We start from the raw sequence: 13,648 nt of genomic DNA, 5'->3' as shown, positions 1-13,648 counted from the left end.
TCGTGCTATCAACCCTACGTAATGCCTGGAAGGTTCAAGATTTAAGAAAAAAAATAATTTGGACTGTATTCTTAATAGCAATTTTCAGGATGGGAAGTTATATTCCTGTTCCTGGAATTGATACAGATAGTCTAAAAGCTTTAACACAATCAGGAGGCTTAGTAAGCTTCTATGATTTAATTTCTGGTGGTTCTTTTAGTAGATTTAGTATATTCGCTTTAGGTGTTGTACCTTACATCAACGCTTCAATCATTTTGCAGCTATTAACAGTTGCAATCCCAAAATTAGAGCAATTATCTAAAGAGGGAGATGACGGAAGAAAGAAAATCCAAAAGATAACTAGATATGCTTCAATTATTATTGGAGCTATAATGTCTTATGGAACTTATGTGATTATTCACAATGTAGGAGCACTTAAAAGTACATCTCCAGTTAGTATGTTTGTAATATTACTAACATTAGTAGTTGGTTCAACTTTCCTAATGTGGTTAGGTGATCAAATTACTGTTAAAGGAGTTGGAAATGGTACATCATTGATAATATTTGTAAATATATTATCAAGCTTACCAATGACAGGTTATCAAATATATAACTTAAGTAAAGTAGGTAGAATTAACATCGTTGAGATAGCTTTATTCGTTATCTTTACATTAGCATTATTATGTGGTGTTATTTACTTATCATTAGCTGAAAGAAGGATTACTGTACAATATGCAGGTAAAGCCGTAGGTAACAAGGTTATGAAGGGACAATCAACTCATATTCCATTAAGTATTATTGGAACAACTGTTATAGCAATTATCTTTGCTATGTCTGTTATGAGTTTCCCTACAACTATAGCTCAATTCTTCCCTGAAGCTGGTTGGTCACAAGCTATTACAGGATCTTCTTATAGTCCTTTCAATGCAAAGACTTGGATGTATCCAGTATTATATGCGTTACTAACTATATTCTTTACATGGTTCTATACGCAAATAACTTTCAAGCCAGATGAAATGGCTGAGAATATGCATAAATCATCAGGTTTCATTCCTGGAATAAGACCTGGTAAACCAACAGAAATTTATTTAGAGAAAGTATTAAATAGAATTTCAATGTTTGGTGGATGTTTTGCTGCATTTATAGCAGTAGTTCCTATATTAGTTGCAAACTATACTCCTTTTGAAGGAATACAGTTTGGAGGGACTTCATTATTAATCTTAGTTTCAGTTTCATTAGAAGTAATGAGACAATTAGAATCTCAGTTAACAATGAGACACTACCAAGGATTCTTAAAATAGAAATACAAGTTATGGAGATGATGCCCGTGAAGATAGTTTTATTAGGTCCTCCTGGAGCAGGAAAAGGAACACAGGCAAAATCAATTAGTAATAGATATTCAATTCCTCATATATCTACTGGAGATATTTTTAGAAAGAATATTTCTGAAAATACTCCTTTAGGTGTTGAGGCTAAAACATACATGGATAATGGACAGTTAGTTCCAGATGAAGTAACTATAAACATGGTAAAAGATAGACTTCAGCAAGATGATTGTAAAAATGGATATCTGTTAGATGGTTTCCCAAGAACAGTTCATCAAGCAGAAGCTTTAGATAACTTTTTAACTGAAAGAGAAGAGTCAATAGACACAGCTCTTTTAATAGAAGTACCTAAGGAATTCATACTTGAAAGAATGACAGGAAGAAGAGTTTGTCCTTCTTGTGGAGCAAGTTATCACATAAAGTTTAATCCACCAGCTAATGATGGAAAATGTGATCTTTGTGGATCAGATGTTATCCAAAGAAAAGATGACACTGAAGAAACAGTTAAGGAAAGACTTGATGTGTATGAAAATCAAACACAACCATTAATTGATTTTTATGAAAACAAAAAGCAACTTTCAGTAGTAGATGGAACACAAGCAATAAACGAGGTCTTTGAGAGTATCTGTAAGATATTAGGAAGTGATAAGTAGTGATAATTCTTAAGAATGAACATGAAATCGACCTAATGAGGAAAGCAGGAAAGCTTCTTGGAGAAACACTTAACCTGCTTGAGGAGAAAGTAAGACCTGGTATTACTACTACGGAATTAGATAGAATAGCTGAAGAGTTTATAACTAAGCATGGAGCTACACCATCCTTTAAAGGATTGTATGGTTTCCCAGCTTCATTATGTATATCTGTTAATGAACAATTAATTCATGGATTCCCAGGAAGTTATGTTTTAAAAGATGGAGACATTGTTTCTATTGATTGTGGAGTTTGTCTAAATGGATTTCACAGTGATGCTGCCAGAACTTTTGGTGTTGGTGAAATATCAGAAGAAGCGAAAAAGCTTATAAAGGTTACTGAAGAATCCTTTTTCAAAGGAATCGAGAAAGCATACGTAGACAATAGATTAACGGATATTTCTAATGAAATACAGCAATATGTTGAAGCCAATGGATTTTCAATTGTTAGAGACTTTGTAGGACATGGAATTGGCCGAAAAGTACATGAAGATCCTGAAGTTCCTAATTTCGGTAGACCAGGCAGAGGTCCAAAGTTAATGGCAGGAATGGTATTAGCTATTGAACCAATGGTAAACATGGGATCATATAGAGTCAAGACTTTAGATGATGGCTGGACAGTAGTAACAGCAGATGGAAAACTTTCTGCACATTATGAAAATACAGTTGCAATTTTACCTAATGGTCCTGAAATATTAACACTTGTAAAATAGTTTTAATATATATTGCTTAGTTATAAATTAACATTTGCCTATAAGGAATTTGTAGTTTATGACTAAGGTAATCTTTGAGGTGGATAAGTTGCAAGAAACTCACTTAATTGGTAAACTAGTTACTTCAAGTACTGGTAGAGATGCAGGAAAATCATATATAGTGGTTGGATCTGCAGATGATTATCTACTAGTTGCTAATGGAGCAACTAAAACCATAGAAATGCCAAAAAAGAAAAAAATAAAACATGTAGTGTTTACTGAGATATTTGACGATGAGCTAAAATCATGTATAATATCAAAGGATAAGAATATAAATCTTAAGATAAAGAGATTTATAAAGCTTAATAAGCACTAACAAGGAGGTTTGATTACCTTATGTCAAAAAGTGATATAATTGAAATGCAAGGTACGGTTTTAGAATCCCTACCAAATGCAATGTTTGAAGTTGAATTAGAGAGTGGGCATAAAATATTAGCTCATATCTCAGGAAAGTTAAGAATGAACTTCATAAGAATTTTACCAGGAGATAAAGTTACTGTGGAACTTTCACCATATGACTTATCAAGAGGTAGAATTACATGGAGAGCAAAATAAGGAGGGTTAGCGATGAAAGTAAGACCATCAGTTAAGCCTATTTGCGAAAAGTGCAAAGTTATAAGAAGAAAAGGAAGAGTAATGGTAATCTGTGAAAATCCTAAGCACAAACAAAAACAAGGCTAATAGGTAAATAAAACATAATAAAAGGTCAATTGGGAGCGAATTCTTATTGACTTTTATTTAAAAGTAAAATATGATTATATAGGCATTTAAATAATAGCAAGTAAATTTTAGGTGCGGCTGTGATGGGTGAGACCATCAGCCTAAAATTTTAAATATAAATAACAATAGAGCAATTGAGTTACTATTAATGTAAATCAATTATACATTTTATTACCAGGAGGTGTAACATTAATGGCAAGAATAGCAGGTATCGACCTACCAAGAGAAAAAAGAGTTGAGATAGGTCTAACTTATATATATGGTATAGGATTACCTACATCACAAAAAATTCTTGAAGTAACTGGAGTTAATCCTGATACAAGAGTTAAGGATCTTACTGAGGAAGAAGTAAACTCAATAAGAAACTACATTAAAGAATTAACAGTTGAAGGTGACTTAAGAAGAGAAGTTGCTTTAAACATAAAGAGATTAGTTGAGATTGGTTCATACAGAGGAATCAGACATAGAAAAGGTCTTCCACTTAGAGGACAAAAAACTAAGACTAATGCTAGAACTAGAAAAGGTCCTAAGAAGACAATAGCTAATAAGAAGAAATAGTTAAGGAGGGAAGACAATGGCAGCTCAAAAAGTTAAAAAAACTAGAAGAAGAAAAGAAAGAAAAAATGTTGAGCATGGTGCAGCGCACATCCAATCAACATTCAACAACTCAATAGTTACTTTAACTGATGCAAAAGGAAATGCATTAGCATGGGCAAGTGCTGGTGGACTTGGATTTAAAGGTTCAAGAAAAAGCACACCATTTGCAGCTCAAATGGCAGCTGAAACAGCAGCTAAAGCAGCTATGGAACACGGATTAAAAAGCGTTGAGGTTTACGTAAAGGGACCAGGTGCTGGAAGAGAAGCAGCTATAAGAAGCTTACAAGCAGCTGGATTAGAAGTTACTTTAATAAAAGATGTAACTCCAATCCCACACAATGGATGTAGACCACCAAAAAGAAGAAGAGTTTAGTAACGTCACGGGAGGTGTAATGAATGGCAAGATATACTGGAGCTACATGTAAGTTATGTAGAAGAGAAGGTATGAAATTATTCCTAAAAGGGGATAGATGTTATACAGATAAATGTGCTTTCGTTAGAAGAAGCTATGCACCAGGACAACACGGAGCAAGCAGAAAGAAATTATCTAACTACGGAACACAATTAAGAGAGAAGCAAAAAGCTAAGAGAATATACGGAGTTCTTGAAGGTCAGTTCAGAAACACATATGAAAGAGCTGAAAAAATGAGAGGAATCGCCGGTGAAAACTTACTTAAGTTATTAGAAATGAGATTAGATAACGTTGTTTACAGATTAGGATATGGTGCTTCAAGAACAGAAGCTAGACAATTAGTAAACCACGGTCATTTCTTAGTAAATGGTAAAAAAGTTGATATCGCATCATTCAAAGTATCAGTTAATGATGTAATCACTGTTTGTGAAAAGAGCAGAGGATCAGAAAGATTCAAAATGTTTGCTGAAAATCCAAAAGCTTTACCAAAATGGTTAGAAGCTAACGTTGAAAACTTCGAAGGTAAAGTTGTTGCTGAGCCTGCAAGAGAAGATATCGATGTACCAGTTAACGAGACTCTAATCGTCGAGTTATACAGCAAATAATAATTTTTGATCTTAAGTACTTTTACGATTGGATCAGTTGCCCTCATAAGGTTGCCATTTTAAAATTAAGGAGGGTTTTTAAATGTTAGAAATAGAAAAGCCAGTAATTCAATGTGTTGAATCAAACGAAAACGGAACATATGGTAAGTTTGAGATTGAACCATTAGAAAGAGGTTACGGAATAACTCTTGGTAATGCATTAAGAAGAATATTACTTTCTTCTTTACCTGGAGTGGCTCCAACTTCAGTTAAAATAGATTCAGTTCTTCATGAATTTTCAACAATAACAGGTGTTAAAGAAGATGTTACAGAGATAATCTTAAATCTTAAAATGTTAGCACTTACTATGGAAGGTGAAGGACCAAAAACTATTTATATTGATGCTCAAGGACCAGGTGTTGTTACTGGAGCAGATATAAAAACAGATGGTGATGTGGAAGTTATAAATAAAGATTTACATATCGCTACATTAGACAATGATGGTAAGTTATACATGGAAATCGTAGTTAATAGAGGAAGAGGTTATGTTACTCAAAACAAGAACAAAACTGAAGATCTTCCATTATCAGCTATTGCTATAGATTCTATATATACTCCTGTAAAGAGAGTTAATTTCTCTGTTCAAAATACAAGAGTTGGTCAAATTACTGACTATGATAAACTTACATTAGAAATTTGGACTAATGGAACTATAAGAATAGAAGAAGCGATTTCATTATCAGCTAAAATTCTTATAGAGCACTTCAAATTATTCATGACTTTAACTGACAACGCTAATGATGTTGAGATAATGATTGAAAAAGAAGAAGATAAAAAAGAAAAAGCTTTAGAGATGACTATTGAAGAGTTAGACTTATCAGTAAGATCATACAACTGCTTAAAAAGAGCAGGTATAAACACTGTTCAAGAGCTTGCAGCTAAGAGCATGGATGATATGATGAAAGTTAGAAACTTAGGTAAGAAGTCTCTAGAGGAAGTAGAAAGAAAGTTAAACGAGTTAGGCTTAAATTTAAGACTAAACGACGAGTAGGTAAGGAGGTAAAGCCATGGCAGGATATCGTAAGTTAGGTCGTCCTACTGATCAAAGAAAAGCTATGCTTAGAAATCTTGTTACAAGCTTCTTAAAGCATGGTAAAATAGAAACTACTGAAACAAGAGCTAAGGAAGCTAGAAGTCTTGCAGAAAAAATGATCACTCTTGCAAAAAGAGGAGATTTACACGCAAGAAGACAAGTGTTAGCATTTGTTACAGAAGAAGAGGTTGTTAAAAACTTATTTGACAACGTAGCTCCTAAGTACGCTGAGAGAAACGGTGGATACACTAGAATGTACAAAGTTGGTCCTAGAAGAGGAGACGGAGCTGAAGTTGTTATACTTGAATTAGTATAATATATTTCTTTTATAGAGGATTAAGTTTTTACTTAGTCCTCTTTTGCTATATAAAATTAGTTCAATAATATGATGAGATTTATAGTAAGTGACTAAATTAAAGATTTATTATCTATATTAGGTACAGTAATGCGAGATAAATTTAAATAAAGCCCTAAAATAAGGAAATATCTATTTACAAAATAAAATTATTAATAGTATTATTTTATAAGTAGGTATTTTTTTAATACCTAAAATGAATTATTGAAACATATGATTAAAGATTATATTGTATGTATTCTTTATAGGTTTTATACATTACAATAAAAATTTTATAATCTAGAATAAATAATAGTTATATATATGACTGCTTCTTTATAGTTATTATAATTAAGTAGAATTGGCTTTATAGGAGGCTAGTATGGGAGAAAATATGATTAAAAGTGAAGACTTAGTTTTTAAGTACATAAATGCAGAAGAACAAACAGAAAAAGTTGCTATAAACCATGTTACTATGGATGTTAAAAAAGGTGAGTTTTTAGTTGTATTAGGACATAATGGTTCTGGAAAATCAACTATGGCTAAACATATGAATGCATTGTTACTTCCTAGTGGTGGAAAGATGTATGTAGATGGATTAGATACATCAGAGGGCGATAATATTTGGGAGGTTAGAAGAAGAGCCGGAATGGTTTTTCAAAATCCAGATAACCAGTTAGTAGCAACTATAGTTGAAGAGGATGTAGCTTTTGGACCTGAAAATCTTGGAGTAGAACCAAGTGAAATAAGAAAAAGAGTTGATGATTCTTTAAAGGCAGTTGGAATGTATGAATATAGAAAGCATGCTCCACATTTACTTTCAGGAGGTCAAAAGCAAAGGATTGCAATAGCGGGAATTTTAGCCATGATGCCAAAATGTATAGTTTTAGATGAACCAACAGCTATGCTTGACCCTTCAGGTAGAAAAGAAGTTATGAAGACTATAAAAGAAGTAAATAAAAAATACGGTATAACTATAATACTTATAACTCATTACATGGATGAAGCCGCTCAGGCAGATAGAATAATAGTAATGGATAAGGGTGAAAAAGTTATGGAAGGGATACCTAGAGAAATTTTTTCACAAGTTGAAAAGATAAAATCAATAGGTCTTGATGTACCTCAAGTAACAGAATTAGCTTATGAACTTCAAAAAGAAGGAATAGATATATCAACTGAAATTTTAAATATAGATGAGATGGTGGGTGCTTTATGTCAATTAAAATAGAAAAATTAAGACATGTTTATATGCCTAAAACGCCTTTTGAGAAAATTGCCTTAAACAATATAAATTGTGAGATTAATGATGGGGAATTTATTGCATTAATTGGGCATACTGGATCAGGAAAATCAACTTTTATACAACATTTAAATGGATTATTAAGTCCTACTAGTGGAAAGATAATTGTTGATGATATAGATATAACTGAGAAAAAGGTTAAATTAAGTGATATAAGAAAAAAGGTTGGGTTAGTATTTCAATATCCAGAGTATCAATTATTTGAAGAGACTATTGAGAAAGATATTGAATATGGACCAAGAAATTTAGGGATAAGTGAAGAGGAAATAAGTAAAAGAGTAAAGAAGTCAATGAAAATGGTTGGACTTGATTATGAAACTTATAGAAATAAATCTCCATTTGATTTAAGTGGAGGACAAAAAAGAAGAGTTGCTATTGCTGGGGTTATTGCTATGGAACCAAAGGTTCTTATATTAGATGAGCCAACAGCAGGTCTTGACCCTAAGGGAAGAGAAGATATTCTTGCTCAAATAAAGATTCTTCATGAAGAGTATGGCATGACTATAATAATGGTTAGTCATAGTATGGAAGACGTAGCTAAAATAGCAGATAGAGTTATAGTTATGAATGGTGGAGAAATTGTTTTAGATGGAGCTATAGCAGAAGTATTTAAAGAGATAGAGACTTTAGAGAAAATTGGATTAGCAGTTCCTCAAGTTACTTATTTAGTCAAAGAGTTAAGAAAGAAGGGCTTTGATATATCAGAAGAGATATTTACTATTTCTCAAGCTAAGGAAGCACTTTTAGAAATAATAAAGAATAATAATTAGGAAGGACAAAGAATTATGTTAAAGGACATTACTATAGGTCAATATATTCCTGGAGATTCTTTTGTACATAAATTAGATCCAAGGACTAAGATATTAATATCATTTATTTTTATAGCTTCATTATTTATAGTAGATAAATTCTTCGGATATATATTTATAATAGCTTTTTTAGGAGCTACAGTATTAGTATCAAAATTACAATTTAAATATTTATATAAAGGACTTAAACCGGTATTTTTATTAATTGCTATTACAGCGGCACTTAATATATTTATGATAAAAGGTACGCAGGAAACATTAATATGGCAATGGAAGTTCTTAGCTATATACCAAGAAGGTATTAGAACAGCTATATTCATGGCTCTAAGACTTGTTTTATTAATAATGGGTACTTCTGTACTAACATTAACAACATCTCCTATAGAGCTAACAGATGGTATTGAGAGTCTCTTAAAACCATTTAAGAAAATTGGAGTTCCAGCACATGAGTTAGCCATGATGATGACTATAGCTTTAAGATTTATACCAACATTAATTGATGAGACTGATAAGATAATGAAAGCTCAAAAAGCTAGAGGGGCTGATTTTGAATCAGGAAATTTAATTCAAAAAGCTAAGAGTTTAATTCCATTATTAATACCATTATTCATAAGTTCATTTAGAAGAGCTGATGAACTAGCTATGGCAATGGAAGCTAGATGCTATAGAGGTGGAGATGGAAGAACTAGAATGAAAGTATTAAAGTATTCAAAAAATGATTTTATTTCATTTGGAATTGCCGGATTACTTTTAGTTGCTTCAATAGCAGTTAGATTTGCTTAATTTAAAGCAAGCTATGTTTAGTTAAAAGACTTATTATAAAAATAAAATTATTAATTATAAATAGAAATAAAATATTATAATGCTATAATAAATAAAGATTTTAAAATAAAGATTACAATTTTGTAGTCTTTATTTTTTTGATAAAATTAATTTGAAAAAGAGTTTTAGTTTTTTTATGATTGGCTAATAATCTTTAGGGAAAATGTTAATTAAAATTAAGCATGAGTAAAATATAAGATAATATAATAAAATTTGTATAGATAGTTTGGAGTATTTTATTAAATAAGTTTTAAATTAAGAGGGATTAAAAAAATACTAATTATATTTAAAAAGATTTAAAGGAATGATAAGATGAAGAATATAAAGTTAACTATAGAATATGATGGAACAGCATATTTTGGGTGGCAAAAGCAGCCCATAGGTAATACTATTCAGCAGAAAGTTGAAGAGGCTATAAAAAAGGTAACAAAAGAGGACATAGAAATTTTAGGAAGTAGTAGGACTGATTCAGGGGTTCATGCTAGAGCTTATGTAGCAAACTTTAAAACTAATTCTAATATACCAGGAAAGAATTTTAAAGCTGCAATAAATTCTAAGCTTCCAAAGGATATAGTAATAATGGATTCAGAAGAGGTTGATGAAAACTTCCATGCAAGATATATGACTACTGGAAAGACATATTGCTATACTATTTTAAATAGAGAAGAACCACCAGCTCTAGAAAGAAATTATGTTTATCATGTTAAGAAGCCATTAGATGTAGAGGCTATGAAGGAAGCATGTACATATTTTTTAGGCAAGCATGATTTTAAAGCCTTTCAAAGACCAGGTGGAACAGTAAAAACATCAACAAGAACAATAAAAGATCTGCATATAGAAACAGAGGGAAATAAGATAAAAATATATGTATCAGCAGATGGATTCCTATATAATATGGTTAGATTAATAGTTGGAACATTACTTAAGGTTGGAAGAGGTAAAGAAAAGCCAGAATTCATGAAAGAGGTAATAGAATCTGGAGATAGAAAAAAAGCTGGAATATGTGTTCCGGCAAGTGGATTATGTCTAGAAAAAGTTTTTTACTAAAAGTAACTTAAATGTATTGACACGCCCGTAAGCGTGTATTATAATGGTATTTGTTTGTAAGAGAGATGTACGGGATTCAAAATGAATCTTAACATAAAGTACGAGGACATATAAAACCTATTTTAAAATTCTAGGGAGGGAAAACGATGAAATCATACATTGCAAAAGCACAAGAAGTTGAAAGAAAATGGTATGTTGTTGACGCTGCTGGAAAGCCACTAGGAAGAGTTGCTAGCCAGGTTGCTTCAATATTAAGAGGAAAGAACAAGCCAACATTTACACCAAATGTTGACTGTGGAGATTTCGTTATCGTTATAAACGCTGAGAAAGTTGTTTTAACTGGTAAGAAATTAGACCAAAAAATGTTAAGAAAGCACAGCTTATACGCTGGTGGATTAAAAGAAACTCCATACAGAGAAGTTTTAGATAAGAAACCAGAATTTGCTTTCGAAGAAGCTGTTAGAAGAATGCTTCCAACAGGTGTTTTAGGAAGAAAAATGTTAAAGAAATTAAATGTGTACAGAGGAACTGAGCACAAGCATGCTGCTCAAAACCCAGAAGTACTTGAGTTAAGATACTAATATTATAAGCTCGGGAGGAGGAATTCAAATGGCAAAAGTTCAATACATGGGAACTGGAAGAAGAAAGAAATCAGTTGCAAGAGTAAGACTTGTACCAGGTGAAGGTAAAGTTGTAGTAAATAATAGAGAAATCGAAACATATTTCGGATTAGAAACTTTAAGAGTTGTAGTTAACCAACCTTTAGTTTTAACAGAAACTAAAGACAAATATGACGTTTTAGTTAACGTTCATGGTGGTGGATTATCAGGTCAAGCAGGAGCTATAAGACATGGTATATCAAGAGCTTTATTAAAAGCTGACGAAAACTTAAGACCAGAATTAAAGAAAGCTGGATTCTTAACTAGAGACCCAAGAATGGTTGAAAGAAAGAAATGCGGTTTAAAGAAAGCAAGAAGATCTCCACAGTTCTCAAAGAGATAATATTGTTTTCATTAGAAAAGAGGGAGTTTACTCCTTCTTTTTTTTATACTTTAAATTAATAGTTTAAAATATATATTTAGTAATTTTTAGATTTAATGTATAAAGAATATAATTATTTAGGCTTTTAGAGGAGTATAAGTAATATTATTACATAAATATTAACAATTTTTAAACTGGAAATAATGAGTTGATCATTAAAATCAATTCAAATAGGTAGCGTATAAATGGCTATTTGTAAGGTGTTAGAGTCTATTTGTTTTAATTTTAACTCAATAAATTAACTATAATCTAGAAAAAAATTCAATAAATTGGATGCTGTATTAAGTTTAGGTTAAAAAGAATATTTAAAACTTAACAAAAGACTGATTATATTGTAAAATGTTATAGGATTGATAATTTAAAATTAAATACAAAAAATTAAAAACGTTTGTAGATTTACAAATTAGCAAATTGGAGGAGAAGTATCTTGAAAGATGCAATTTTTACTTTAATTGAGGTTGCCGGTGGTTTAGGTCTATTCCTTTTCGGTATGAAACTTATGGGAGACGGCTTAGAAAATGCTGCTGGAGATAAATTAAAAAGTATATTAGAGAAAGTTACTAAGAATCCTATATCAGCTGTTATAGTTGGTGCATTTGTAACAATGGTAATACAAAGTTCAAGTGCTACAACGGTAATGGTAGTAGGTTTTGTTAACGCAGGTCTTATGAATTTAGCACAAGCGGCTGGAGTAATTATGGGTGCCAATATAGGTACAACCATTACTGCTCAACTTGTTGCATTTAAATTAGATGAGATTGCACCTTTATTTGTAATTATTGGTGTTGTACTATTAATGTCAGCCAAGCAAAAGAAAAGAAGAGATGTTGCTAATATTATTTTAGGGTTTGGTATCTTATTCATGGGTATGGGAATAATGAGTTCAGCATTAAAACCATTAGCTGAGTCACCAATGTTCTCACAACTTATTGTTGCTATAGGAGATAACTGGATTCTAGGAATATTCACAGGTTTAGCACTTACAGCTATTTTACAAAGTTCATCTGCAACTACAGGTATATTAATTGCCTTAGCATCAACTGGTGCTATAGACATAAAAGTTGCATTACCAATATTATTCGGATGTAACATTGGAACATGTGTAACTGCTTTAATAGCAAGTATTGGTGCAAACAAGACAGCTCACAAAGCTGCTGGAATACATTTAATGTTCAACGTATTAGGTACATTAATATTTATACCTTTCATAACTCCATTATCAGATATAGTTATGAAAATGAGTCCTGGAGATGTTGAAAGACAAATAGCCAATGCTCATACAATTTTCAATATAACTGCAACTATAATACTTGTACCTTTAAGTAAGTACATGATTATGATAGTTAACAAGTTAGTTAAAGGTGAAGATGAGGTTGAACATTGCGGACCTAAATATCTTGATGAGAGATTACTAGAAACACCGGTAATAGCTGCTGGTCAAGTTCAAAAAGAAACTTTAAGAATGGCTAACAAAGCTAAACAAAACTTAGAGTTAAGTATGGAAGCTTTCAAAAAGAATAATGAAGGTTTAGTTAAAAAAGTATATGAAAATGAAAAACTTATAAATACATTAGAAGAAGCTATAACTACTTATTTAGTAAAACTATCTAAGTGTGATTTATCTGCTAAAGAAAGTAACATAGTAGCTGCTACTTTCCATGTTGTAACTGATATTGAGAGAATTGGTGATCATGTTGAAAATATAGCTGATTTAACTTTAGAGAAAATCGGAAGAAATTTAAAGTATAGCGAAGATGCTTTAAAAGAAATTGACTACATATATGGCCAAACTACTAAAGCTTTAGATGTAACAATTGATGCTTATGCAAATGAGAATGTTGATGAGGCTGGAACTATCTATGAAATAGAAAGAACAATAGATTCATCACAAAAAGAATTTAGAGATAATCATATTAAGAGATTAAGTCAAGGTTCTTGCAGTGCTTATGATGGTGCAATATTTATGGACTTATTAAGCAACTTTGAAAGAATTGGTGACCATGCAACTAATATAGCAGAAAGTGTTATGGAAGTTTATTAGAATTTAAAGAGTACCTGAGAGTCAGGTACTCTTTTTTTGTTTGTACAAGTTAGAATATTTCTTTAAATATTGGTAAAAATAAATTAGGCATTATTTATAGGAG

General features: G+C 31.5%; 17 protein-coding genes and 1 pseudogene. All 18 read left to right on the top strand.

Annotated features, from left to right (window positions below; translation table 11 throughout):
• The first annotated feature begins 2 nt into the window (after positions 1 to 2).
• Entirely contained in the window at positions 3 to 1,280 is a 1,278-nt protein-coding gene (secY, locus tag ACQZHJ_RS16235; RefSeq protein ID WP_430486540.1) for a preprotein translocase subunit SecY, read from the top strand.
• Between the two features lie 26 nt (positions 1,281 to 1,306).
• Positions 1,307 to 1,957: an adenylate kinase gene (locus tag ACQZHJ_RS16230; protein WP_430486539.1), complete on the top strand. Its 651-nt coding sequence runs from the start codon at positions 1,307 to 1,309 to the stop codon at positions 1,955 to 1,957.
• Positions 1,957 to 2,706, top strand: coding sequence for a type I methionyl aminopeptidase (gene map, locus ACQZHJ_RS16225; protein ID WP_430486538.1), 750 nt, complete (start codon positions 1,957 to 1,959; stop codon positions 2,704 to 2,706). The genes ACQZHJ_RS16230 and map overlap by 1 nt, the downstream gene beginning before the upstream one ends.
• Before the next feature lie 88 nt (positions 2,707 to 2,794).
• Positions 2,795 to 3,074, top strand: a pseudogene (locus ACQZHJ_RS16220) (hypothetical protein).
• A gap of 7 nt (positions 3,075 to 3,081) precedes the next feature.
• A complete protein-coding gene (gene infA / locus ACQZHJ_RS16215) occupies positions 3,082 to 3,300 on the top strand; it encodes a translation initiation factor IF-1 (RefSeq protein ID WP_430486537.1) in 219 nt (72 codons plus the stop codon).
• Positions 3,301 to 3,312: 12 nt separating this feature from the next.
• Positions 3,313 to 3,426: a 50S ribosomal protein L36 gene (gene rpmJ, locus ACQZHJ_RS16210; RefSeq protein WP_039312872.1), complete on the top strand. Its 114-nt coding sequence runs from the start codon at positions 3,313 to 3,315 to the stop codon at positions 3,424 to 3,426.
• Between the two features lie 231 nt (positions 3,427 to 3,657).
• The gene (gene rpsM / locus ACQZHJ_RS16205) at positions 3,658 to 4,023 is read left to right on the top strand and encodes a 30S ribosomal protein S13 (protein WP_430486536.1); all 366 of its coding nucleotides are present in this window, start codon (positions 3,658 to 3,660) and stop codon (positions 4,021 to 4,023) included.
• Between the two features lie 16 nt (positions 4,024 to 4,039).
• Positions 4,040 to 4,435, top strand: coding sequence for a 30S ribosomal protein S11 (gene rpsK / locus ACQZHJ_RS16200; protein WP_003454436.1), 396 nt, complete (start codon positions 4,040 to 4,042; stop codon positions 4,433 to 4,435).
• Positions 4,436 to 4,458: 23 nt separating this feature from the next.
• Positions 4,459 to 5,079, top strand: coding sequence for a 30S ribosomal protein S4 (gene rpsD, locus ACQZHJ_RS16195; RefSeq protein ID WP_003470276.1), 621 nt, complete (start codon positions 4,459 to 4,461; stop codon positions 5,077 to 5,079).
• 82 nt (positions 5,080 to 5,161) lie between these two features.
• A complete protein-coding gene (locus ACQZHJ_RS16190) occupies positions 5,162 to 6,109 on the top strand; it encodes a DNA-directed RNA polymerase subunit alpha (RefSeq protein WP_430486535.1) in 948 nt (315 codons plus the stop codon).
• A 16-nt stretch (positions 6,110 to 6,125) separates the two neighbouring features.
• Positions 6,126 to 6,467, top strand: a complete 342-nt coding sequence (rplQ, locus tag ACQZHJ_RS16185) for a 50S ribosomal protein L17 (protein WP_430486534.1) — start codon at positions 6,126 to 6,128, stop codon at positions 6,465 to 6,467.
• Between the two features lie 400 nt (positions 6,468 to 6,867).
• Positions 6,868 to 7,713 (top strand): energy-coupling factor transporter ATPase, encoded by an 846-nt coding sequence (locus ACQZHJ_RS16180; RefSeq protein WP_430486533.1) that lies wholly within the window; start codon positions 6,868 to 6,870, stop codon positions 7,711 to 7,713.
• Positions 7,698 to 8,555: an energy-coupling factor transporter ATPase gene (locus ACQZHJ_RS16175; RefSeq protein ID WP_430486532.1), complete on the top strand. Its 858-nt coding sequence runs from the start codon at positions 7,698 to 7,700 to the stop codon at positions 8,553 to 8,555. Before ACQZHJ_RS16180 ends, ACQZHJ_RS16175 begins: the two co-directional genes overlap by 16 nt.
• Positions 8,556 to 8,570: 15 nt before the next feature.
• A complete protein-coding gene (locus ACQZHJ_RS16170; RefSeq protein WP_430486531.1) occupies positions 8,571 to 9,377 on the top strand; it encodes an energy-coupling factor transporter transmembrane component T family protein in 807 nt (268 codons plus the stop codon).
• Between the two features lie 351 nt (positions 9,378 to 9,728).
• Entirely contained in the window at positions 9,729 to 10,463 is a 735-nt protein-coding gene (gene truA, locus ACQZHJ_RS16165) for a tRNA pseudouridine(38-40) synthase TruA (protein ID WP_430486530.1), read from the top strand.
• Between the two features lie 146 nt (positions 10,464 to 10,609).
• Positions 10,610 to 11,044, top strand: coding sequence for a 50S ribosomal protein L13 (gene rplM, locus ACQZHJ_RS16160; protein ID WP_430486529.1), 435 nt, complete (start codon positions 10,610 to 10,612; stop codon positions 11,042 to 11,044).
• Between the two features lie 28 nt (positions 11,045 to 11,072).
• Positions 11,073 to 11,465: a 30S ribosomal protein S9 gene (rpsI, locus tag ACQZHJ_RS16155; RefSeq protein ID WP_430486528.1), complete on the top strand. Its 393-nt coding sequence runs from the start codon at positions 11,073 to 11,075 to the stop codon at positions 11,463 to 11,465.
• Positions 11,466 to 11,931: 466 nt separating this feature from the next.
• On the top strand, positions 11,932 to 13,545 hold the full coding sequence (locus tag ACQZHJ_RS16150) for a Na/Pi cotransporter family protein (protein WP_430486527.1): 1,614 nt from the start codon (positions 11,932 to 11,934) through the stop codon (positions 13,543 to 13,545).
• Positions 13,546 to 13,648: the final 103 nt, after the last annotated feature.

The organism is Clostridium sp. B9, from assembly GCF_050509515.1.
Classification (GTDB): Bacteria; Bacillota; Clostridia; order Clostridiales; family Clostridiaceae; genus Sarcina.
The sequence above is the reverse complement of the archived record's forward strand: the minus strand, read 5'-3'. Positions and strand labels throughout refer to the sequence as shown.

Excerpts from the sequence above, each read along its gene's own strand:
- ACQZHJ_RS16170 (WP_430486531.1), top strand. The coding sequence starts at position 8,571 with ATGTTAAAGGACATTACTATAGGTCAATATATTCCTGGAGATTCTTTT.
- ACQZHJ_RS16175 (WP_430486532.1), top strand. The coding sequence starts at position 7,698 with ATGTCAATTAAAATAGAAAAATTAAGACATGTTTATATGCCTAAAACG.
- ACQZHJ_RS16180 (WP_430486533.1), top strand. The coding sequence starts at position 6,868 with ATGGGAGAAAATATGATTAAAAGTGAAGACTTAGTTTTTAAGTACATA.
- rplQ (WP_430486534.1), top strand. The coding sequence starts at position 6,126 with ATGGCAGGATATCGTAAGTTAGGTCGTCCTACTGATCAAAGAAAAGCT.
- rpsD (WP_003470276.1), top strand. The coding sequence starts at position 4,459 with ATGGCAAGATATACTGGAGCTACATGTAAGTTATGTAGAAGAGAAGGT.
- truA (WP_430486530.1), top strand. The coding sequence starts at position 9,729 with ATGAAGAATATAAAGTTAACTATAGAATATGATGGAACAGCATATTTT.
- ACQZHJ_RS16190 (WP_430486535.1), top strand. The coding sequence starts at position 5,162 with ATGTTAGAAATAGAAAAGCCAGTAATTCAATGTGTTGAATCAAACGAA.
- rpsM (WP_430486536.1), top strand. The coding sequence starts at position 3,658 with ATGGCAAGAATAGCAGGTATCGACCTACCAAGAGAAAAAAGAGTTGAG.
- rplM (WP_430486529.1), top strand. The coding sequence starts at position 10,610 with ATGAAATCATACATTGCAAAAGCACAAGAAGTTGAAAGAAAATGGTAT.
- infA (WP_430486537.1), top strand. The coding sequence starts at position 3,082 with ATGTCAAAAAGTGATATAATTGAAATGCAAGGTACGGTTTTAGAATCC.
- rpsI (WP_430486528.1), top strand. The coding sequence starts at position 11,073 with ATGGCAAAAGTTCAATACATGGGAACTGGAAGAAGAAAGAAATCAGTT.
- rpsK (WP_003454436.1), top strand. The coding sequence starts at position 4,040 with ATGGCAGCTCAAAAAGTTAAAAAAACTAGAAGAAGAAAAGAAAGAAAA.
- rpmJ (WP_039312872.1), top strand. The coding sequence starts at position 3,313 with ATGAAAGTAAGACCATCAGTTAAGCCTATTTGCGAAAAGTGCAAAGTT.